At 70.4% G+C, this 20,550-nt stretch carries 22 protein-coding genes; 12 read left to right on the top strand and 10 right to left on the bottom strand.

All coding sequences use genetic code 11. The features are described 5' to 3' along the window. Window positions 1-6: 6 nt before the first annotated feature. Window positions 7-621: an FMN-dependent NADH-azoreductase gene (locus JOD31_RS06180; protein WP_204949445.1), complete on the bottom strand. Its 615-nt coding sequence runs from the start codon at window positions 619-621 to the stop codon at window positions 7-9. Between the two features lie 75 nt (window positions 622-696). Between JOD31_RS06180 and JOD31_RS06175 the strand changes: the two genes are divergently transcribed. Beyond that, window positions 697-1,101 (top strand): winged helix-turn-helix transcriptional regulator, encoded by a 405-nt coding sequence (locus JOD31_RS06175; RefSeq protein ID WP_204949444.1) that lies wholly within the window; start codon window positions 697-699, stop codon window positions 1,099-1,101. A gap of 197 nt (window positions 1,102-1,298) precedes the next feature. Here JOD31_RS06175 and JOD31_RS06170 read toward each other — a convergent pair whose 3' ends face one another. From JOD31_RS06170 to JOD31_RS06130, 9 genes are read right to left on the bottom strand one after another with little or no spacing between them, the layout of a single operon-like run. After that, a complete protein-coding gene (locus tag JOD31_RS06170; RefSeq protein WP_204949443.1) occupies window positions 1,299-1,646 on the bottom strand; it encodes a RidA family protein in 348 nt (115 codons plus the stop codon). A gap of 35 nt (window positions 1,647-1,681) precedes the next feature. Beyond that, the gene (locus JOD31_RS06165; protein ID WP_204949442.1) at window positions 1,682-2,806 is read right to left on the bottom strand and encodes an NAD(P)/FAD-dependent oxidoreductase; all 1,125 of its coding nucleotides are present in this window, start codon (window positions 2,804-2,806) and stop codon (window positions 1,682-1,684) included. Window positions 2,807-2,810: 4 nt separating this feature from the next. Next, a complete protein-coding gene (locus JOD31_RS06160; protein ID WP_204949441.1) occupies window positions 2,811-4,250 on the bottom strand; it encodes an NAD(P)/FAD-dependent oxidoreductase in 1,440 nt (479 codons plus the stop codon). Beyond that, the gene (locus tag JOD31_RS06155) at window positions 4,247-4,549 is read right to left on the bottom strand and encodes a (2Fe-2S)-binding protein (RefSeq protein WP_204949440.1); all 303 of its coding nucleotides are present in this window, start codon (window positions 4,547-4,549) and stop codon (window positions 4,247-4,249) included. The genes JOD31_RS06160 and JOD31_RS06155 overlap by 4 nt, the downstream gene beginning before the upstream one ends. After that, on the bottom strand, window positions 4,530-5,648 hold the full coding sequence (locus JOD31_RS06150; protein ID WP_204949439.1) for an NAD(P)/FAD-dependent oxidoreductase: 1,119 nt from the start codon (window positions 5,646-5,648) through the stop codon (window positions 4,530-4,532). The genes JOD31_RS06155 and JOD31_RS06150 overlap by 20 nt, the downstream gene beginning before the upstream one ends. An 18-nt stretch (window positions 5,649-5,666) precedes the next feature. After that, complete coding sequence (locus tag JOD31_RS06145) at window positions 5,667-6,467, bottom strand: ABC transporter permease (protein ID WP_204949438.1); 801 nt, start codon at window positions 6,465-6,467, stop codon at window positions 5,667-5,669. Continuing rightward, window positions 6,464-7,306 (bottom strand): ABC transporter permease, encoded by an 843-nt coding sequence (locus JOD31_RS06140; RefSeq protein ID WP_204950390.1) that lies wholly within the window; start codon window positions 7,304-7,306, stop codon window positions 6,464-6,466. Before JOD31_RS06140 ends, JOD31_RS06145 begins: the two co-directional genes overlap by 4 nt. 56 nt (window positions 7,307-7,362) lie before the next feature. Further along, window positions 7,363-8,406 (bottom strand): ABC transporter ATP-binding protein, encoded by a 1,044-nt coding sequence (locus JOD31_RS06135; protein ID WP_204949437.1) that lies wholly within the window; start codon window positions 8,404-8,406, stop codon window positions 7,363-7,365. A 52-nt stretch (window positions 8,407-8,458) separates the two neighbouring features. Next, window positions 8,459-9,505, bottom strand: coding sequence for an ABC transporter substrate-binding protein (locus tag JOD31_RS06130; protein ID WP_246482381.1), 1,047 nt, complete (start codon window positions 9,503-9,505; stop codon window positions 8,459-8,461). 70 nt (window positions 9,506-9,575) lie between these two features. Between JOD31_RS06130 and JOD31_RS06125 the strand changes: the two genes are divergently transcribed. The 11 genes from JOD31_RS06125 (at window position 9,576) to JOD31_RS06075 (ending at window position 20,541) form a co-directional block, all read left to right on the top strand. Further along, complete coding sequence (locus tag JOD31_RS06125) at window positions 9,576-10,544, top strand: LysR substrate-binding domain-containing protein (protein ID WP_309299038.1); 969 nt, start codon at window positions 9,576-9,578, stop codon at window positions 10,542-10,544. Between the two features lie 141 nt (window positions 10,545-10,685). Next, entirely contained in the window at window positions 10,686-11,762 is a 1,077-nt protein-coding gene (locus JOD31_RS06120) for an LLM class flavin-dependent oxidoreductase (protein WP_204949435.1), read from the top strand. Continuing rightward, the gene (locus JOD31_RS06115; protein WP_204949434.1) at window positions 11,759-12,643 is read left to right on the top strand and encodes an ABC transporter permease subunit; all 885 of its coding nucleotides are present in this window, start codon (window positions 11,759-11,761) and stop codon (window positions 12,641-12,643) included. Before JOD31_RS06120 ends, JOD31_RS06115 begins: the two co-directional genes overlap by 4 nt. Then, window positions 12,640-13,377, top strand: a complete 738-nt coding sequence (locus JOD31_RS06110; protein WP_204949433.1) for an ABC transporter ATP-binding protein — start codon at window positions 12,640-12,642, stop codon at window positions 13,375-13,377. The genes JOD31_RS06115 and JOD31_RS06110 overlap by 4 nt, the downstream gene beginning before the upstream one ends. A 9-nt stretch (window positions 13,378-13,386) precedes the next feature. Then, complete coding sequence (locus JOD31_RS06105) at window positions 13,387-14,391, top strand: ABC transporter substrate-binding protein (protein WP_204949432.1); 1,005 nt, start codon at window positions 13,387-13,389, stop codon at window positions 14,389-14,391. Window positions 14,392-14,604: 213 nt separating this feature from the next. Further along, the gene (locus JOD31_RS06100; RefSeq protein ID WP_204949431.1) at window positions 14,605-15,729 is read left to right on the top strand and encodes an iron-containing alcohol dehydrogenase; all 1,125 of its coding nucleotides are present in this window, start codon (window positions 14,605-14,607) and stop codon (window positions 15,727-15,729) included. A gap of 111 nt (window positions 15,730-15,840) precedes the next feature. Continuing rightward, window positions 15,841-16,803, top strand: a complete 963-nt coding sequence (locus JOD31_RS06095) for a pirin family protein (RefSeq protein WP_204949430.1) — start codon at window positions 15,841-15,843, stop codon at window positions 16,801-16,803. Window positions 16,804-16,888: 85 nt separating this feature from the next. Then, a complete protein-coding gene (locus tag JOD31_RS06090; protein ID WP_204949429.1) occupies window positions 16,889-17,875 on the top strand; it encodes a siderophore ABC transporter substrate-binding protein in 987 nt (328 codons plus the stop codon). Continuing rightward, entirely contained in the window at window positions 17,872-18,846 is a 975-nt protein-coding gene (locus tag JOD31_RS06085) for an ABC transporter permease (RefSeq protein WP_204949428.1), read from the top strand. Before JOD31_RS06090 ends, JOD31_RS06085 begins: the two co-directional genes overlap by 4 nt. Continuing rightward, the gene (locus tag JOD31_RS06080) at window positions 18,839-19,789 is read left to right on the top strand and encodes an iron chelate uptake ABC transporter family permease subunit (RefSeq protein WP_204949427.1); all 951 of its coding nucleotides are present in this window, start codon (window positions 18,839-18,841) and stop codon (window positions 19,787-19,789) included. The genes JOD31_RS06085 and JOD31_RS06080 overlap by 8 nt, the downstream gene beginning before the upstream one ends. After that, window positions 19,786-20,541, top strand: coding sequence for an iron ABC transporter ATP-binding protein (locus JOD31_RS06075; protein WP_204949426.1), 756 nt, complete (start codon window positions 19,786-19,788; stop codon window positions 20,539-20,541). The genes JOD31_RS06080 and JOD31_RS06075 overlap by 4 nt, the downstream gene beginning before the upstream one ends. Window positions 20,542-20,550 lie beyond the last annotated feature (9 nt).

Below are 20,550 nucleotides of genomic sequence, written 5' to 3'. Positions count from 1 at the left end.
CCGCCGTCACGCCGCTTTCAGCCGGCCCGCGTCCTGAAGCGCCGCGTCGAGCGCCTTCTCCCGCAAGCCGGGGCCGGCCATGACGCCCTCCGCGACGACGAACTCGACGTCTGGAACGCCGATGAACGCGAACACGGCCTTGAGATAAGTCTCGACGTGCTCGAACGCGGCCATGGGCGTGTCGGCGCCATAGAAGCCTCCGCGGGACACCGCGACGATCACCCGCTTGTCGCCCGCAAGTCCGACGACGCGTCCGTTCTCGTCGTATCGGAACGTCCGGCCTGCAACGAGCACCCGGTCGATCCACGCCTTGAGCTGGCTGGGAATGCTGAAGTTGTACATCGGCGCGCCAATCACCACGACGTCGGCTTGCAGAAACTCGTCGAGCGCCCGGGCCGCCTCGGCGTTCTCGGCCCTCGTTTCGGCGGACACGTCCGCATCCGGCGCCGCGGCCGCGAGATGCCCGCCCGAGAGATGTGCGAGCGGCGCCGCCGTAAGATCGCGCCGGATGATCTCGACGCCGGGCGTCTCCGCTTCGAGACGGTGGACGATCGCCGCGGACACGGCGCGGCTGACGGAATGGGCGCCGAGAATGCTGGCGTCGACATGGAGCAGTTTCATTGCGGTCCTCGGTATTGGTTTGTAACCGAGGCTCTATAAGTTACTCTAAGATGATGATCGCAAGGAGGCACATTCTTGGAACGCAGGCACACCGATGATCCCATCCCCGGCTACGCGGGCGCGGAGTCCCACGACTGCCGGATGGTGAACTCGGTGCTGGCGCGGGTCGGCGACAAATGGACCGTGCTGGTGGTGATGTTCCTCGCCGACGGCTCCAAGCGCTTCAACGAGCTCAAGCGGCTGATCGGAGGCGTGTCCCAGAGGATGCTGACGCTGACGCTGCGCGGTCTCGAGCGCGACGGGCTCGTGACGCGCACAGTGACCCCCAGCATCCCGCCGCGGGTCGATTACGAACTCACCGATCTCGGCCGTTCGCTGCAGACCCATGCCGTCGCGCTCGCCCGCTGGGCGAACGAAAACCGGCCCACGATCGAACGCGCCCGCGCCACGTTCGACGACGAGCGCCGGGAAGCGTCTTGAGCAGAGCCCGAGGCGTCTTGCGCGGCGTAGGGGCGTTTCGGGCGCGGCGTGGAGGGCGCGAACGCACAAGTTGACGCCGACGCCGCAGGTTGAGGGCGAGGCCGGCAGACGAGCCGCAGTGCGCAGCGGGGCCCGCGAGTTTCGCCTGCCGTTGGAATGGCCGCCCGTCCCTTGCGGCGCCGGTTCCGCCGGGAGACCTAGGTCCGCGCGGCGGTGACGACCACCTCGATCAGGACGTTCTTGCCGAGTTCGGCCACGCCGAGCGTCGCGCGGGCCGGCAGATCGGAGGCCGCGATCCACGCGGTCCAGGCCTCGTTCATCTCCGTCTTCTTGCTCATGTCCGTCACGTAGAGCGTGGCGGACAGCAGTTTCGTGCGGTCCGAACCGGCGGCGGCCAGCAACGCGTCGAGCTTGCGGCAGATCTGGGCGGTCTGGCCGCCCATGCCCTCGGACACGTCGTCGGCGATGACGCCGCCGAAGTAGATCGTGCCGTTGTGCTCCACGAAGCGGTGCATGATCGGGGTCTGGTGGGTGCGCGTGATCATTGGCGTCGGTCCTTGGTTCGGGGAGAAGGGCGCCGTCAAGCCGGTCGGCCGGCGGCGAAGCGCGCGATCGAGAAGGGCTCGATCGGCAGGTTGGTCCGGCCGTGCACGATGAGCTCGGCGAGGAGCGAGCCCACGATCGGGCCCAGCTGGAAGCCGTGCAGCGAGTAGCCGAAGGAGTGCAGCAGGCCGGGCTCCGTGGCGCTCGGGCCGATCACGGGCAGGCCGTCGGGCGTGCGCGCCTCGATGCCGGCCCAGGCGCGGACGATCTGGGCGTCGCGCATCACGGGAAACAGGTCGCGGACCGTGCGGGCGTTCTCCGCCAGCGCGCGGACGTCGACCGCCGCGACGTTGCGGTCCGGGTCGGCCCGGCCGAGATAGCCGCCGCCGATCAGGGTCGTGCCGTTCGGAAACTGCTTGAACGAGAGCGTGCGCGACATGGCCCCGACCACCGGCGTGAGAAAGGGCGCGCGCCGTTCGGTGATCATCAGCATGGGCGCGACGGCCTCGAGCGGAACCGGTTCGCCGACCGCGGCGGCGAAGCGGTCCGCCCAGGCGCCGGCGCTGTTGACGACCACAGGCGCCTGCAGACGGCGGCCGTCGGCGAGCGTGGCGGTCCAGATCCCGCCGCTCCGCGCGACGCCGCGGACCGCGACGCCTTCGATGATGCGGGTCCCGAGCCGCGCGGCCTTGTTGCGGAACGCCTGCACGGTCCGGAACGGAAGCGCCGCCCCGTCCCCCCGCGAGATCAACCCGCCGACGCAATGGTCGGACACCGCCGGCGCGAGCGCGCGAAGCTCGTCCTGCCCGATGATCTCCTCATGCGCGAACCCCGCCTCCATCACGGCGGCGCGCCGCGCCCGGCACTTGGCCAGATCCTCCTCGCTCTCAGCGATCTTGATCTGGCCGTGGCTTTCGAAGCCGCAATCGTCGTCGGTGAGCTCCTCGATCCGGCGCCACAGCTCCATGGAGGCGACGCTGAGCGGAATCTCGGGCAGCGCGCGCCCGAGCCGGCGCACGCCGCCTGCGTTGACGCCCGATGCGTGGCGGCCGACGTAATCCTTCTCGACGAGGGTCACCGCCACGCCCTTCAGGGCGAGATGGAGCGCGGCCGAGCAGCCGTGCAGCCCTCCGCCGATCACCAGGACGTCGGCGCCTGTCACCGCATCAGCCCCGCGCGACGGCCTTCACGTCTGCCTCGGTCTGGTCGAGGGTCGCGATCTCCGCGAGCGTGATCGGCTTCACCGGCGAGCGCAGACGGTAGTAGCCGACATCCGCCGGCGACACCCCGCGCGCGTCGGCGATTGTCTCCGAAACGGTGAGGCCGCAGAGGCGGCCCTGGCAGGGGCCCATGCCGCAGCGCAGGAACGACTTCAGCTGGTTTGGCCCCGCGACGTGCAGGTCGGCGACGGCGGCGCGGATCTGGCCGCCGGTCACCTCCTCGCAGCGGCAGGCGATCGTGTCGCCGTCGGCGGTGCGGAAGCTCTTCGCCGGGCGGTAGAGCGCGTCGAGGAAGCCGCGGCCGCGGTCGTAGCGGGCGAGAGTCTTGCGCAGCGGCGCCGCGCGCCGAGTCTTCTCGTCCCCGGGGAGGAGGCCCAGAGCGTCGAGCGCGTCGAGCGCCGCGAGCGAGCCGCGCAGCGCCGCCGCTTCCGCCCCGGCGATCCCGGCGCCGTCGCCGGCGACGGCGATCCCGGGGACGCTGGTCCGCCCCCAGGCGTCGGCCTTCGGCCGCCAGCAGAGCTGGAGGTCATCCCAAACCAGTTCGCAGCCTGCGGCGCTCGCCATGTTGACGTTGGGCGTGACGCCCTGGTGCAGGAAGAGATGATCGGCGCCGATGGTCCTGGTCTCGCCGCCCGCGACGTAGCGCACGCGCTCCAGACGACCGTCGCCTTCGGCCTCCAGCGCCGTGACGCCGGAGACGACCGCGATCTCCCGCCGGACCCGCCGCAGGAGCTTCAGACCCTTCGCCAGATAGGGCGAGGCGAGGAACGACGGCAGATGCGCAAGCGCCGCCGTCCAGTTGGCCTTCGGCGTGGTGTCGAGGATTGCGGAAAACGACCGTCCGGCCGCAAGCGACTGGGCCGCGATCAGCCAGAGCAGCGGCCCGGAGCCGGCGAGCACAACCCGTCCGGTCGCCGTGGCGCCGGCGGTCTTCAGCAGGATCTGCGCGGCGCCGGCGGTCATCACGCCGGGCTGCGTCCAGCCCGGGATCGGGAACGGCCGCTCCAGCGCGCCGGTCGCCATCACCACGTGGCGGGCGTCGATCAGGCGGGCGGAGCCGTCCTTGGACAGGCCGATCTCGCGCTCGGGCGAGACCTGCCAGACGGTCGCGCCCGCAAGATAGGCCGCGCCGCTGGCGGCGAAGGACGAGGCCAGTTCTTCCCCGGTCCAGTAGTCGGCGCCAAGAATGTCGCGCCGGGCCCGGAGGGGCGTCGCGCCGACGGAGCGGTAGATCTGCCCGCCCGGCGCGGCGTTCTCGTCCACGAGCAGCGTTCGCGCTCCGCCCGCCGAGGCCTGCGCGGCGCAAGCGAGGCCCGCCGGGCCCGCGCCGATCACGACAAGGTCGTAGGACGCGTCGAGGTGGGCGACCTGGCCGAGTTCGATCATCGGCCGAGCTCCCGCTTGCCGCGCCCGATCTGGGTCTCGACGCGCATGCCGTCCTGAACCGTGACGAGGCAACCCTGCTGGTTGCCGCGGCCGTCGATGGTGACGAGGCACTCGAAGCAGACGCCCATCAGGCAATAGGGCGCCCGCGGCGCGCCCGAGACCGGCGTCGTGCGGCAGGTCTCGACGCCTGCGAGCAGCAGGGCGGAGGCGACGGTCTCGCCCGCGCGGGCCTGCGCCGCCTTCCCGTCGATCGTGAAGCTGAGGGCGTCGCCCCGGATGTCAGGCAGCCGCTGAAACATGGAATCTCCGCAGGCTAAAATCGTCGAATTCGGATGGCGGCGAGCCCGCGGCGATCGCCGGGGCGAACAGCGCGGCGTGGGCGGCGGCGAGCGTCACCCCGCTGTGGCAGGTCGCGACGAAGCAGCCCGGGTGGACGGGAGACTCGTCGTAGATCGGGAAGCCGTCGGGGCTCATGACGCGCAGCGCGGACCAGGTGCGCACCACGTTCAGTCGGCCGAGGCGGGGGAACATGCGGACGGCGCGGTCGGCCATCACCGCCATCACGCCCTGACGCATCCCGTCGTAGCTGTCGGCCTCCTCTTGGCTGTCGCCGACCATCACGCCGCCTTCGTCGGTCTGGCGCACGGTCGAGACGGGCGCGTCGAGGAACGGCGCGGTCTTCTCGGTCACGATCAGCTGGCCCCGGACGGGACGGACCGGCACGGTCATGCCCACCATGGCGCCGAGCCGCGCGTTGCCGAGCCCGGCGGCGAGCACGATCCGGTCCGCCGAAAAGCGGCCCGCCTGCGTGCTCAGCGCGAAGCCGCCGGCGCCGGGCTCGATGACGTCGACCATGGCCTCGGAGCGGTAGGTCCCGCCGAGCCGCGCGAAGCCCTCGTGCAGGGCGCGGAACAGCTTCAGCGAGTTCACGTCGCCGTCGAGCGGGCAGAAGGTGCCGCCGGCGACCTCCGGCCCCGCTTCGGGAAGGCGCCGACGGATCTCGTCGCCGTCGAGGACCTCGACTTCCGAGGGCGCCACGCCGGGCTGGTTGTGCAGCCGGGCGATCATGGCGGCGCGCCGCGCCAGTTCGTCCTCGGTCAGGGCGAGATGATACCCCCCGGTGCGACGGTGGTGGATCGCGAAGCCGGCCGTGTCCTCCAACTCCCGCGCGAACGGGACCCACGCGTCGGAGGACCGCCGGGTCCACGTGGCGTAGGCCGGCATGCCGAGCCCTTTGTTCTGGACCCAGACGAGCGCGAAATTGCCGCGCGAGGCGCGCTTCGCCACGTCGCCTTCGTCGAGCATCAGCACCTTGAGGCCGAGCTTCGCGAGGCCGTAGGCGGTGGCGGCGCCCACAAGTCCGCCGCCCAGAACGGCGAAGTCGTAATCGTTGCGCATCGTGTTCGTCGCCTTCGTTCAGCCGCGTCCGGGGCCGACCAGCAGCCGTTCCATGCCGAACAGACGGTCGAGGATCACCATCGCGATGACGGTCGCGAAGATCAGGGCGGCCGAGACCGAAGCCACCAGCGGGTCGATGTTGTCCTGGATGTAGAGGAACAGCCGGACCGGCAGCGTCGTGGTCTCCGGCGTGGAGATGAAAACGCTCATGGTCACTTCATCGAAGCTCTGGATGAAGGACAGGATCCAGCCGGACACGACGCCCGCCATGATCAGCGGGAGCGTGACCCGCCGAAAGACGACCCAGCGCGAGGCGCCGAGCGACGCCGCGGCGTTCTCCATCGTCCGGTCGATGCCCGCCGACGCGGTCAGCACCAGCCGCAGCGCGAAGGGGAACACCACGACCAGGTGCCCCGCGAGCAGCGTCCAGCGCGAGAGGCCGAGACCGGTCTCGGTGAAGAACCGCAGCAGGGCGATCCCGAGCACGAGATGCGGGATCATCAGCGGCGACTGGAACAGGCTGAGCAAGGCGCCCCGGCCGGGGAACCGCTCGCGACCGATCGCGAGCGCGGCGGGCACGGCGAGCGCCACGGCCAGGGTCGAGGCCGCGGCGGCGAGCCAGAGGCTGTCGAGAACCGAGCGCAGGAACTCCGGACGGTCGCCGATCGCGTAGAACCACCGCAGCGAGGGTCCCTCGGTCGGAAGCGAGAGATAGCCGTGGGAGGTGAACGCGACCACGCACACGATCACGATCGGCGCGAGCGCGAAGACCACCACCAGCGCGTGGAAGACGAGGGCGAGCGGACCGTTGCGGCTCATCGGAAGACCTCCGCGTAGCGCCGTTCGACGATGCGGTTGCAGCCGACGATGATGACGATGTTGGCGAGAAGCAGCAGGACTGCGATCGCGGCGCCGAGCGGCCAGTTCATCGTCGAGAGGAACTCGTCGTAGGCGAGCGTGGCGGCGACCTTCAGGCGGCGGCCGCCGATGATCGCGGGCGTCGCGAAGGCCGAGGCCGCAAGGGCGAACACGATGATCGACCCCGACAGCACGCCCGGCGCGATCTGCGGGAGGACCACGCGGCGGACGACCGTGAAGGGGCCCGCGCCAAGCGAGGCGGCCGCGTTCTCGACCTGCGGATCGAGCCGCGCCAGCGACGCCCAGACCGCGACGATCATGAACGGCATCAGCACATGCACGAGCGCGATCACGACGCCGGTCTCGCTGTGCATCAGGCGCAGCGGCGCCGAGATCAGGCCGAGCGCCATCAGCCCCTGATTGACGACGCCGGTCGAGCCCAGCAGCAGCGCCCAGCCGAGGGTGCGCGCCACCACCGAGATCAACAGCGGCCCGAGCATCACCAGCAGGAATATCCCGCGCCAGGGACGCGCCATGCGGTGAAGGATGTAGGCCTCCGGAGCGCCGATGGCGGCCGCGATCAGCGTCACCAGCGCCGAGATGCGCAGCGTCCGGAGGAAGATCTCGTGGAAGTAGGGGTCGCCGACGATCTCGACGTAGTTCGCGAGCGAGACGTCGTCCGTGACGCCGGTGTAGGTCCCGAACGAATGCAGCGAGAGCACGAGCGTCATGACGAGCGGAACGACGATCAGCGTTCCGACCACGGCCAGAGCCGGCGCGTTCAGCGCGTAGGGCCGCAGCCGGCCGCCGCTCGGTCCGGCGACGCTTGGCGCAGCGACGTTTGGCGCGGCGGCGCTCACGCCGTCCGCTCCCGGTCGCGCCGCAGGACGCGCATGTCGTCGGCGGCCCAGGTCAGCGCCACCGCCTCGCCGACGGCCGGAAGTCCCCGCCCGGTGTTCGCGGCCAACACCTCGACCGGTCCTGCCTCGCTGTCGACGGTGAGGAACCACTGGCTGCCCTGGAACACCCGCTTGCGCACGACGCCCCGCAGCCCGCCGTCGCTCGTGAAGCTCACCCGCTCGGGACGCACCGCGACGGTGACCTCGCCGGACGTCCGGTTGCCGGGAACGGACCAGCTGTGGCCCTGCACCGCGACCGTCGCGCCGTCGGCGCGGCCTTCAAGCGTGTTGGTCTTGCCGAGAAAGCCCGCCACGAAGGCGGTGTCCGGCGCTTCATAGGTCGCCTGCGGCGTCCCGACCTGTTCGATCCGGCCGCTGTTCAGCACCACGATCCGGTCCGACAGCGCCATCGCCTCCGACTGGTCATGCGTCACCAGGATCGTCGTGACGCCGATGCGCTCCTGGATGTCGCGCAGCTCGCTCTGCATCTCCTCGCGCAGCAGCGCGTCGAGGTTGGACAGAGGCTCGTCGAGCAACAGGACATGGGGCTCGATGACGAGCGCCCGGGCGAGCGCAACCCGCTGCTGCTGCCCGCCGGACATGCGGCGCGGGTAGCGGTCCGCGAAGCCCGAGAGCCCGACGAGCGCAAGCGCCGCCCCGACCTTCCGGTCGCGGTCGGCCCGGTTCACCTTCTTCATCTCGAGGCCGAAGGCGACGTTCTGCGCGGCGGTCATGTGCGGGAACAGCGCGTAACTCTGGAACACGACGCCAAGCCCGCGCCGGGCCGGCGGGACCGCGGCGAGGTCGCGGTCCTGGAGCAGGATCCTGCCGGAGGTCGGCTCCACGAAGCCCGCGATCATCTGCAGGGTCGTCGTCTTGCCGCAGCCCGACGGTCCGAGCAGCGAGACGAACTCACCCTTCTCGATCGACAGCGACAGGCCGTCGACGGCGACGTGCTCTCCGAACGACTTCGTCAGACGGTCGAGCGACAGAAAGCTCATGCGCCGCTCCCGAGGGCAGGTGGGCCAAGACCGGTGGACCTGGACGTCGCTCTCAACGCTCGACTTCGCGGGTCCAGCGCTTGTCCCACGTCTCGCGGATGGAGTTGACGTAGTCCCAGTCGATGACGCGAAGCTTGCCGACCTGATCGGGCCCGTAGGGAATGCCGTCGGCCTCTTCCGGAGTGAGGACCGTGTTCTTGTTCACCGGGCCGTAGCCGTAGACGGTGGCCAGGATTTTCTGCACGTCCGGGGTGAGCATGTACTGGATCAGCGCCTGGGCCTCGGGCTGCGACTTGCCGGCCACGGGGCACGCCAGGATGCCGAGCGCCACCGCGCCTTCCTTGGGGTAGACCATCCTCACCGGAAAACCGGTGTTCGCGAGCGAGTTGATGCGCGCCGAACCCCAGACGCCGAGCACGGCCTGGCCGCTCTGGAACAGCGAGGTCATCTGCCCCGGGGACGCCTCATAGGCGAGGACGTTCGGGCCCACCTTCTCGGCGAAGGCCGCAAAGCCGGGATCGATGTTCCGTTCGTTTCCGCCGTCGAGCTCGGCCTCCATCACCAGGGCGTGGAGCCCGTAGGAGTTCGAGAGCGGCGGCACGACCAGCTTGCCGGCGTATTTCGGATCTCGCAGGTCGGCCCAGGAGGTCGGGGCGGGCCAGCGCTGCTCCTCGAAATACTTCGTGTTGTACATGAAGCCGGTCGCCACCACGCCGATGCCGGTCGCCTTGTTTCCCGAGACCTTGGCGGTGTCGTAGCGGTCGTCGTAGATCGGGGCCGGGGCGATGTCCTGACAGAGGTTCAGCGCGATCGCCTGATACATCGGCCCGTCGTCCATCACCGCGACGTCAATCTGCGGCCTGGCGCGCATGGCGACCAGACGCGCCAAGGTGTCGGTCGAGTTGCCCGCCATGTATTCGATGCGGACGCCATGCTGCTTCTCGAACGGCGGAAACACCTTCTCCCGCATCATCTGTTCGTAGGAGCCACCGTACCCGGCGACATAGAGCGTCTTCTGCTGCGCATCTGCAGGAACGGCCGAGGCCGACAGCATGAGCGCCAGGAAGGCGGTAGGGGCCAAGCGCGTCGTCTTGCTCATCCTTGCACCTCGGTAGCCGTTGTCTCCCTGTACCAATTCGAAAATTGGGGTATCAGTCAAATGCTGATTTATGCGCAGGTCATGCAGAAATGTTATGTTGCGCAGGGAGCGGGCACGGATGATAAACAGTCGGCAGATTGAGGCCTTCAGAGCCTTGATTTTGAGCGGTTCGGCGACCTCGGCGGCGAACTTTCTCGGCGTCAGTCAGCCCGCCGTCAGCCGTTTGCTGCAGGATCTGGAGCGCCAGCTCCGCATCAAGCTGTTCCAGCGGACGGGGGGGCGGCTTGTCCCGACCGGGGACGCGATGATCCTTTATCGGGAGGTGGAGCGGTCCTTTGTTGGCCTGACCCGCATCGAACGGGTCGCTGCCGATCTGCGCGAACGGCGGGGAGGGGCCTTGAGGGTCGCGGCGCTGCCTGCGCTCGCGGTGGGGTTCCTTCCCGAATTCGCCGCCGATTTCATGATCCAGCGACCGACCGTGGACATAGCCCTCCACGGCATGAACTCGCCCTTCGTGCTCGACTGGGTGATCAACGGCCAGTGCGACCTGGGCGTCGTGGGCCACAATTTCCAGCACGCCGGCATCAACTTCGAGATGCTGCCGCCGGTCGCGGCGGTCGCGGTGCTGCCCAGCCGCCACCCGCTGGCGGACAAGGAGGTCATCGCGCCGGAGGATTTCGAGGGGCAGGATTTCATCTCGGTCGCGGCCCCGTCCCTCATCGGCTACAAGTTCGACCTCCTCATGGAGGAGCATAAGGTCCGACCGCGCATACGGGCCGAAACGCCGCTGACGATGATCGCCTGCGGCATGGTCGCCGCGGGTTTCGGATGCGCGGTGGTCGATCCCTTCACCGCCAAGCGCTACAGCGGGACGAGCCTCGTCGTGCGGCCGTTTCGGCCTACGACCACCTTCCAATGGGCGATCATCACGGCGGCGCTGGCGCCGGACTCGATGATCGTCGCCGAGTTCATCGCCGCGTTCCGCCAGACGTTCGCCTCCTACCGGGTGGAGGATTCTCCGCGCCCGACGGGACCATAGCGCGGACCGTAAACGCCAAAGCGTCCGGTCGCATTCAACGTCGCGGCGCCATGCGATAAATGTATATATATTTTATCGATTGTATTGACTTATCCGACAAGGGTTTGGAGGATCGCCCCAGATGACGGTGGGGCTTTGGGCATGTCGCAGATCGAGTTTGGCGTGTGGGCGCCGGTGCATGGACCGCGCGCAGCGGCCCATGATCCGCAGGAGCCTTACGACGCCTCGTGGGAGCACAACCGCGCCACGGTCCTGGAGGCCGAAGCGCTCGGTTACGACTCCGTGCTCGTCGCGCAGCACACCGCCAATCCCCACGCGCCGAACCACGACCAGCTCGAGGCCTGGACCGCATCCGCCGGCCTTGCGGCGCTGACCCGTCGGATCGAGATCATCGCCGCGATCAAGCCGGCGCTGTACCATCCCGTCGTGCTCGCCAAGATGGCGCTGCAGATCGAGGAGATCAGCCGGGGCCGCTTCGCGCTTAACCTGATCAACGCCTGGAACCGCGCCGAATTCGACAGGGCCGGCATCCTCTTCCTCGACCACGACCTACGCTACGCCTACGGCCGCGAGTGGCTCTCGATCGTGAAGCGGCTGCTGCGCGGAGAGACGGTCACCCACCGGGGCGAGCACTTCGCGATCGACGGCTATGTCCTCGCGCCCGCAGGCAAATTTCGCGAACGGCCGCGGATCTACCTCGGCGGCGAGTCCGAGCCCGCGCGGGAGCTTGCAGCCGAACACAGCGACGTCTGGTTCATCAACGGCCAGCCGCCCGACGCCGTAGAGGGCCTGATCGCGGATCTGGAGGCTCGGCCGCGCGGAGGAAAGCCGCTGCGCTTCGGCCTCGCCGCCTTCGTCATCGCCCGCGAGACGGAGGCCGAGGCCCAGGCCGAACATCGACGACTTGCGACGCTCGCCGAGCGCGACAAGGCCGACAGGGCGATCCAGAAGGCCAACACCGATCCGAAGGTGGTGATGTTCCAGACCATCGCGAAAAACCCCTCCGTCGGCACCAACGGCGGCACCGCGGCGGGCCTCGTCGGCAGCTACGACCAGGTCGCCGAACGCATCGCGGCGTTCCACGACGCGGGCGTCGAGGTCTTCATGCTGCAGTTCCAGCCGTTCCGCGCCGAGATGCGGCGCTTCGCCGAAGAGATCTTTCCGCGGCTCGGCCGGTCTCCGGCGACGGTCGCGCCCAGCCTGAGGGACGCCCTATGAGCCTCGCGGATCCTCGCGTCAGGGGCGGCTACGCGCTTGCGCCCAAGCCAAGCCTGCGGGCGTCGTCCGCCCGGACGGCCGGGCGCGCGAAGGCCGCCGACGCCGACGCAAGCCCGCGCGGGCTGCTCGCGCTGTCCTGGGCGGCCCCGATCGTCGTGCTCATCGTCTGGGAAGCGCTGTGCCGCGGCGGCTACGTCGCGCCGCATGTTCTCCCGGCGCCGAGCAAGGTGGTGCAGACGGCGATCAAGCTCGTCTCAACGGGGAGCCTGTTCCACGACCTCGGCGTCAGCCTCCTGCGCGCGGCGACCGGCTTCGCCATCGGCGGCCTGATCGGCTTCTCGCTCGGCGTCACGGTCGGCTTCTCGCGCGTCGCGGAAGCCGCGATCGACCGCAGCGTCCAGATGATCCGCGCGGTGCCGTTCCTGGCCGCGCTGCCGCTCACGATCATCTGGTTCGGCGTCGGCGAAGGGCAGAAGATCTTCCTCGTCTCGCTCGGCGTCGTGTTCCCGATCTACATCAACACCATCCTCGGCATAAGGCAGGTCGACCCGAAGCTGCTCGAGCTCGCCCAGGTGCAGGGCCTGTCGGGCGGGACCACCATCCGGCGCATCATCCTGCCGGGCGCGCTGCCCTCGATCCTGACGGGCGTGCGCTATGCGCTGGCGGTCGCCTGGCTCGCGCTCGTCGTGGCGGAGACGGTCGGCGCGCAGGCGGGCCTCGGCTTCCTCGCCATGGACGCCCGCGAGTTCCTGCGCACCGACGTGATCGTGCTGACCATCCTGATCTACGCGCTGATCGGCGCCGGCTCGGACTCGATCGCCCGCGTGCTGGAGCGGCGGCTGCTCGCCTGGCATCCGAACTATGCGAAGGGCGCCCGATGAGCCCGATCTCCGCCGCCCCGGCCGTCGCCGTCCGCCGTCTCGTGCGGCGGTACGGCGAGCGCACCGTCATCGACGGCCTCGACCTGACCATCCAGCGCGGCGAGTTCGTCGCTCTGCTGGGCGAAAGCGGCTGCGGAAAGACGACCCTCCTGCGCGCGCTCGCCGGTCTCGACCCCATCGACGGCGGGTCGGTCGACGCGCCGGGCCGCCCGGCCGTGGTGTTCCAGGAGCATCGCCTGCTGCCCTGGGGCAGCCTCTGGCGCAACGTGTCGCTTGGTCAGCCGGAAGAGGGCGCCCGGACGCGCGCCGCGGAAGCGCTCGCGGAGGTCGGCCTCGGTGATCGGCTGGACGACTGGCCGCGCAACCTCTCCGGCGGCCAGGCGCAGCGCGTCGCGCTCGCCCGCGCGCTGGTGCAGGAGCCCGAGCTGCTGCTTCTCGACGAGCCCTTCGCGGCGCTCGACGCGCTGACGCGTCTTCGGATGCACCAGCTCGTGAAGGAGCTGATTGCCCGCCACCGGCCGGGCGTGCTGCTCGTCACCCATGACGTCGACGAGGCGCTCGCGCTCGCCGACCGCATCCTGCTGATGCGCGACGGCGCGATCGCCCACGAGATCCGGCTCTCGGACGAGGTCTCGATCCAGGCCGCCCGCGCGGACCTGCTGGCCCAACTCGGCGTCCTGCCGGCGGATCGCCGCCAGAGTTCGCCTGCCTCCCTCTCTCAAACGCCCGCTTAAGGCCAACCCATGTCGTTGTTCCGCACCCCTTCGCGCCGCACGTTCCTCGCGGGGTCGACGCTCGCCGCCGGCGCGCTCTCCGGCGCCTTCTCGCTCGGGGGCGCCGCCCCTGCGTCCGCACGCAACACCGACACGGTGCGGCTGACCTTCGGTCCCTCCGGCGGTCTCACCCTCATCGCCAAGGAGCGCGGCGCGTTCGAGAAGGCGCTCAACGATCAGGGCCTCAAGGTCGAGTGGGTCGGTCCGTTCCCGAACCACGCGCCGACCCTGCAGGCGGTGATGGGCGGCAGCGCCGACTTCAGCTTCGGCGGCAGCACGACGCCGGCCTTCGCGGCGATCAGCGCCGGCTCGCCGCTCGTCTTCACCCAGTTCCTGGTCTACCGCCCGCGCACGACCTCGATCATCGCCCGTCAGGGTTCCGGCATCGAGCAGGTTCAGGATCTGGTCGGCAAGTCGGTGGCCGTGAACCGCTCGGGGCTCGGCGAGTTCCTGCTGGTCGCGGCGCTGGAGAAATACGGGGTCGACCGCTCCAAAGTGAACGTCGTCTACCTCAACCCCCCGGACGCGGCGCCGGCGCTCGCCTCCGGCAAGGTCGACGCCTGGTCGATGTGGAGCCCCGGCGTCGACATCGCCCGCGCGGAGTACAAGGCGCACGACATCTTCGTCGAGGAGCGCGACCTCGACTTCCAGATCGACTTCACGACCTGGCTGACCTCGCGCGCCTTCGCGACCGAGAACGCCGACATCGTGCGGCTCGTGAACGCCGGCTTCGCCCGCGAGGCCGAATGGGCGAGCGCGAACCCGCAGGAGGCCGAGACGATCGCTCAAGGGTCGCCGCCCCGCTACTCCGACGCCGTCCGCGACCTCTTCCTCGCGCGCAAGCGGCGCTACGAGATCTATCCCGTCACTGACGAGGCCTTCATCGCCCAGTTGCAGAAGGCCGCCGACTGGCTCGTCGAGCGCAAGGTCCTGCCGGAAAAGGTGACGGTGACCGACCTGCTCGCGAAGGTCTGAGGCGACCGTTGGGGCCGGCTTCGGTTGTCCGAGGCCGGAACCGGCGCGTCCTCGAAATTCCGCGATGAGCATGTCTCCGCTCAAGCGGGACCGGCGACCGCCGAAGGCGTGGGACGGCGATACGGCCGACGTCCGATGCGTCTTCGACGGTTGTCAATCGCTCCGACCTGAGCGATTGCCTTGGGCTGCGATCAAAAGCCCGGGGAATGAACAATGCCTCCGATCACCTATCTCACGACGATCGATTTCGAGATCGGCGCCGTCGCGCGGCTCGGCGAAGCGCTCCAGGGCCTCAAGATCTCGCGGCCTTTGATCGTGTCGGACCGGGGTTTGAAGGCCGCGGGCATCGTCGACCGCATCGCGGCGCTCTGCCCGGCAGGGTCGCCGGTGTTCCTCGACGTGCCGACAAACCCGACCGAATCCGCGGCGCTCGCCGCGCTTGAGGTCTACAAGGCGGGTGGCTGCGACGGTCTGGTGGCGGCCGGCGGCGGATCGCCGATCGACCTCGCGAAGGCGGTCGCCCTGCTCGCGACCCATGACGGTCCGCTGGAGACCTACGCCGCGATCCTCGGCGGAATTCCGAAGATCGCCGCGGTCGCGCCGCTGATCGCGGTTCCGACCACGGCGGGCACCGGCTCGGAGGTCGGCCGCGCCGCGTTGATCAGCCTCGACGACGGCCGCAAGCTCGGCTTCATCAGCCCGCATCTCATCCCGAAGCTCGCGATCTGCGACCCCGAGCTGACGCTCGGCCTGCCGGCGTGGCTGACCGCCGCGACCGGGCTCGACGGGCTGTCGCACTGCATCGAGACTCTGCTCTCGCCGCGCTTCAATCCGCCGGCCGAGGCGATCGCGCTCGACGGGGCGGGGCGCATCTGGCGGCACATCGAGCGGGCCTGCGCCGACGGCGGCGACATCGAGGCGCGCTCCGAGCTGATGATGGGCGCGCTCGAGGGCGGCCTGACCTTCCAGAAGGGCCTCGGCGCCGTCCATGCGCTCAGCCACGCGCTCGGTGGCCTGAAGACGGCGTCGCTGCACCACGGGACCCTGAACGCCATCCTGATGCCGCCCGTGCTGCGGTTCAGCGCCGGCCATGTGGGCGACAAGATCGAGCGGCTCAAGGCCGCCATGGGCCTCGCCCCCGAGACGGACCTGGCGGACGAGCTCGACGCCCTCAACCGGCGGCTCGGCGTGCCGGCGGGGCTCGAGACCCTCGGCGTGACCGCGGACGTGCTGCCGTGGGTGGTCGAGCGCGCGCTCGCCGACCACAGCCACGCGACGGCGCCGCGCCAGCCCAGCGCGGAGGAGTACCGGGCGCTTCTGGACGATCGTATGGGTTAACCCGCTCGCGCGCGGGATGGCCCCCGCGCGATTGCCGACGCGCCGGAACCGGGCTTCAATCGCGGCCCGGCGACGCGCTGTTCGGCGCATGTTTCGGCAGAGGACGACGCCATGACCTGGACCTCCTGTCCCGATCCTGTGATCGGCGACCGCGCCTCGACCGACGCGATCGAGACCCTGATCGTGCCGCGCGCTGTCGATCTCGGCGAGATGGTGGTCCGCCGGGCGCTTCCGTCGACCAAGCGCCAGATGGTCGGGCCCTTCATCTTCTTCGATCAGATGGGCCCGGCGGAGTTCCTGACCGACCAGGGCATCGACGTCCGGCCGCACCCGCACATCAACCTCGCGACCCTGACCTATCTGTTCGAAGGCGAGATCCTCCACCGCGACAGCCTCGGCACCGAGATCGCCATTCAGCCCGGCGCCGTGAACTGGATGCGGGCCGGCCGCGGCATCGTGCATTCCGAGCGCACCAGCGAGACCCGCAAGCGGACGGGCCAGAGGCTCTTCGGCATCCAATCCTGGATGGCGCTTCCCACCACGATCGAGGAGGCGGACCCCGCCTTCATGCACCACGGCGCGGCGGCGCTGCCGGTGATCGACGTGGAGGGCGTGCAGGCGCGGCTCATCGCCGGCTCCGCCTTCGGCGAGACCTCGCCGCTCGCCGTCGCGTCGCCGACGCTCTACGCCGACGTCCGCCTCGCGGCGGGACGACGCCTGCCGATCGACCCGAGCTACGAGGAGCGGGCGATCTACACCATCTCGGGCGAGATCGAGATCGCAGGCGACGCGTTCGCGCCGGGGCAGCTCCTCGTTCTGCGCCCGGGCGACCCGATCACGGTCCACGCCCGCTCCGACGCGCGGTTCATGCTGTTCGGCGGCGAGCCTATGGAAGGGCCGCGCTACATTTGGTGGAACTTCGTCTCCTCGCGGCTCGAGCGGATCGAACTCGCCAAGGAGGAGTGGGCGAACGGCCGTTTCGACACGGTGCCCGGCGACGAGCGCGAGTTCATTCCGCTGCCGGCCTCGCTGAACGCGCCGCAGCGCGCGACCGGCGGCGTGGAGCGCATCTGACCACCTTTTTACGGGTTTTGCCGCTCTGACTCGTTCTTCGATTAAGGGCGCGTGCGCGCCGCTTGCGTTGACGGGAGACGAACGAATGGCGGAACAGGCGATGGGGCGCGCCACGACGGCGACCGCTCAGGGCGACGACGTCGGCCGCCCGCGGGGGATGTCCGGCCTTCTCAAGGCCGTGCGCATCCTCCCGCTGATCGTCGCGCTCGTCGGCGCCGCCGGCCCGGCCTCCGCCGTCGAGATCGTGACCGCCTCGGGCCCCGTCGACGTCGCGACGCCGCCGAAGCGCGTCGCCGTCTACGATCTGTCGGCGCTCGATACGCTCGACAGGCTCGGGGTGACGCCCGCTGGCGTGCCGGAGAAGCTCTACGCGCCCACGCTCGAGCCGATCGCCGCCAAGGCGGCGCATGTGGGCACACTGTTCGAACCGGATCTCGAGGCGCTCAGCGCGTTGAAGCCCGATCTCATCATCGTCGGCGGGCGCTCGTCCGCGCGGGCCGAGGCCACGCGCAAGGTGGCGCCGACGATCGACATGAGCATGACCGGCGTCGATCTCGTGGGCGAGGCCAAGGCGAGGCTCGCCGCCTATGGGACGTTGTTCGGCCGGGAGACGGAGGCCGCGGCGGCGAAGGCCGAGCTGGAGGCCGCCGAGCAGGCCGCCCGCGCGGCGGCGCAGGGCAAGGGGACCGCGCTCATCCTGATGACGACCGGGCCGAAGATCTCGGTGTTCGGGCCGGGCACGCGCTTCGGCTGGGTGCACGAGGCGCTGGGCCTGCCGCCCGCGATCAAGGAGGTCAAGGCGGGCGCCCACGGCGAGGCCGCGTCGTTCGAGCTGATCGCGCAGGCGAATCCGGACTGGCTGATCGTCGTCGACCGCGCCGCCGCCATCGGCGCGCCCGGCGCGAGCGCCCAGGCGACGCTGGACAACGAGCTCGTGGCCGGTACGACCGCCTGGAAGAAGGGGCAGGTGATCTACCTCACGCCCGCCGATTTCTACGTCGCGGGCGGCGGGGTGCAGGCGTTGACTCGCACGTTGAAGGCCATGACCGCCGCGTTCGACGCGGCGAAATGAGGGCTGTCTCCCGCGCGTCGCCGGCGGGTCTCGCGGGCGTCGCGCTGCTTCTGGCGCTCGCCGCCGCCAGCCTGTTCGTCGGCGCCGGGCATCTCAGCCTCGCGCGCCTGACGCAGGATCCCGCGGCCTGGACGCTGTTCGCCGCGAGCCGGCTGCCCCGGACCCTGGCTGCGGTGCTCGCCGGCGCGGGTCTCGCCGTCGCGGGCCTCGTGATGCAGACGCTCGCCCGCAACCGCTTCGTCGAGCCGATGACCGCCGGCGGCGGACAGAGCGCAGCGCTCGGCGTGCTCGCGGTCACGCTGCTCTGGCCCGCGGCCTCGCTGCCGATGAAGATGGCGGCGGCGAGCGCGGCGGCGCTGGCGGCGTCCTCGCTGTTTGTCGCGGTCGCCCAGCGGCTGCCGCCGACCCAGCCGCTGCTGGTGCCGCTGTTCGGCCTCGCCTACGGCGCCGTGCTCGGCTCCGCGCTGACCTTTCTCGCCTGGCGGACGGACCTCCTGCAGTACGTCGAGGTCTGGATCAACGGCGACTTCTCCGGCGTGCTGCGCGGCCGGTACGAGTTGCTGTGGCTCGCGGCCGCCGCGACGGGGCTCGCCTGGTGGGCGGCTGACCGGCTGACCGTGCTGTCGCTCGGCCGGGACGCGAGCGTCGGTCTCGGGCTCGACTACGCGGCGATGATGCGGCTCGGCCTCGTCATCGTCTCGGTGGTCTCTGCGATCACGGTCACCACGGTCGGCATGATCCCCTTCGTCGGCCTCGTCGCGCCGAACCTCGTCACCCGCCTCGTCGGCGACCACCTCCGGCGGGCGACGCCCTGGGCCGCGCTTGCGGGCGCTTGCCTGACGCTCGGCTGCGACGTGCTGGGACGGCTGCTGCGGCACCCCTACGAAGCGCCGGTCGGCACGGTGCTCGGGGTCGTGGGAGCGGCGGCGTTCCTGTGGCTGCTCTTCGGTCCGCGGCCGGCCCGTGCTTAAGCGCGAACGCGTCGTGCTCGCCGGCCTCGCCGGGCTCGCGCTGGTCGCGACGGCGGCGTTCCTCGGCCTCAACCTGCGCGGCGACCTCGCCTTCGCGCTCCAGCTTCGGGGGGTGCGGCTGCTGGCGCTCGTTCTCGTCGCGGTCGCGGTGGCGGCCTCGACCGTGACGTTCCAGACCGTGACCGCGAACCGCATCCTGACGCCCGCGATCATGGGGCTCGACGCGCTCTATGCCTTCGGCCAGACCGCGCTGGTGTTCGGCCTCGGCGCCTATGGCTTCGCGACGCTCGACCCGCGCCTCAAGTTCGCGGGGGAATCGGCGCTGATGCTCGGCATGGCGCTTGCGCTGTTTCTGCCGCTGCTCCGCGCGCGCATGGACGTGACGCTGATGCTGCTCAGCGGCGTCGTGCTCGGCGTGCTGTTCCGCAGTCTTTCGGCGTTGGTGATCCGGCTGGTCGATCCCACCGCCTTCGCCGCCATCCAGGGCGCGACGTTCGCGAGCTTCAACGTGATCCGCAGCGACCTGCTCGCCATCGCAGGCGTCGTCACGGTCGTCTCCGTCGCCGCGATCTGGCGGGCGCGCCACGCGCTCGACGTCCTGGCGCTGGGGTCGGACCCGGCCACGGGGCTCGGCCTCGACTGGCGGCGCTCGGCGGTCGGGCTGCTGGCGCTGACCGCGCTTCTCGTCGCCGTCTCGACCGCGCTGGTGGGACCGGTCGTGTTCCTCGGCCTGTTCGTGGTGGCGGTCGCCGAGCGCCTGGTCGACACCCGCCGCCACACCGTGCTCCTGCCTGCGGCGGCCCTCGTGGGGGTCGTCATCCTGGTCGGCGGGCAGGCCCTGCTGCAGCACGGCCTCGGAGGAGAGGGGGCGCTCGGCATCGTGGTCGAGTTCCTCGGCGGCGTCGTCTTCCTCGCTTTGCTGATCTCGGAGGCCCGGCGATGATCCGGATCGAGAACGTCTCGCTGACGCGCGGCGGCGCGCGGATCCTGCACGATGTCAGCCTGACGCTGCCGAAAGGCGGCCTGACGGCGCTGATCGGCCCGAACGGGGCGGGCAAGTCGTCGCTGCTGTCGCTGATCGCCCGGCTGCAGCCGCTCCAGACCGGGCGCATCTCGGTCGAGGGACTGCCGGTGGACGCGACCCCCGGCCGTGTGCTCGCCAGGACGCTCGCCGTCCTGCGGCAGGATCCCGGCGTCGCGAGCCGGTTGCGCGTCCGCGAACTGGTGGGCTTCGGCCGCTTCCCGCACAGCCGCGGACGGCTGACGCCCGAGGACGACGCGGTGGTGGCGGCGACGCTCGACCAGTTCGATCTGACGCCGCTTAAGGAGCGTTTCGTCGAGACGCTGTCCGGCGGCCAGCGCCAGCGCGCGCTGATCGCCATGACGGTGGCCCAGGCGACCGATTACCTGCTGCTGGACGAACCTCTCAACAATCTCGACATGCGTTACGCCCGCGACCTGATGCGGCGTCTACGGGCGCGGGCCGACGCCGGCCGCACGATCGTCGCGGTGCTCCACGACGTGAACCAGGCGGCGGCCTATGCCGACCGCATCGTCGCCCTGCGCGACGGCCGGCTGGTGGCGATGGGCGCGCCTGCGGAGATCATGACGCCCGAGACGCTGGACGCCGTCTTCGGCTACCGCATGCGCGTCGTGGAGGTGGACGGCCGACCGATGGCGCTGCACCACCTGTGACGGCGAGAG

This window comes from Methylopila capsulata (assembly GCF_016907975.1).
In the GTDB taxonomy this organism is placed as follows: domain Bacteria; phylum Pseudomonadota; class Alphaproteobacteria; order Rhizobiales; family Methylopilaceae; genus Methylopila; species Methylopila capsulata.
The sequence above is the reverse complement of the archived record's forward strand: the minus strand, read 5'-3'. Positions and strand labels throughout refer to the sequence as shown.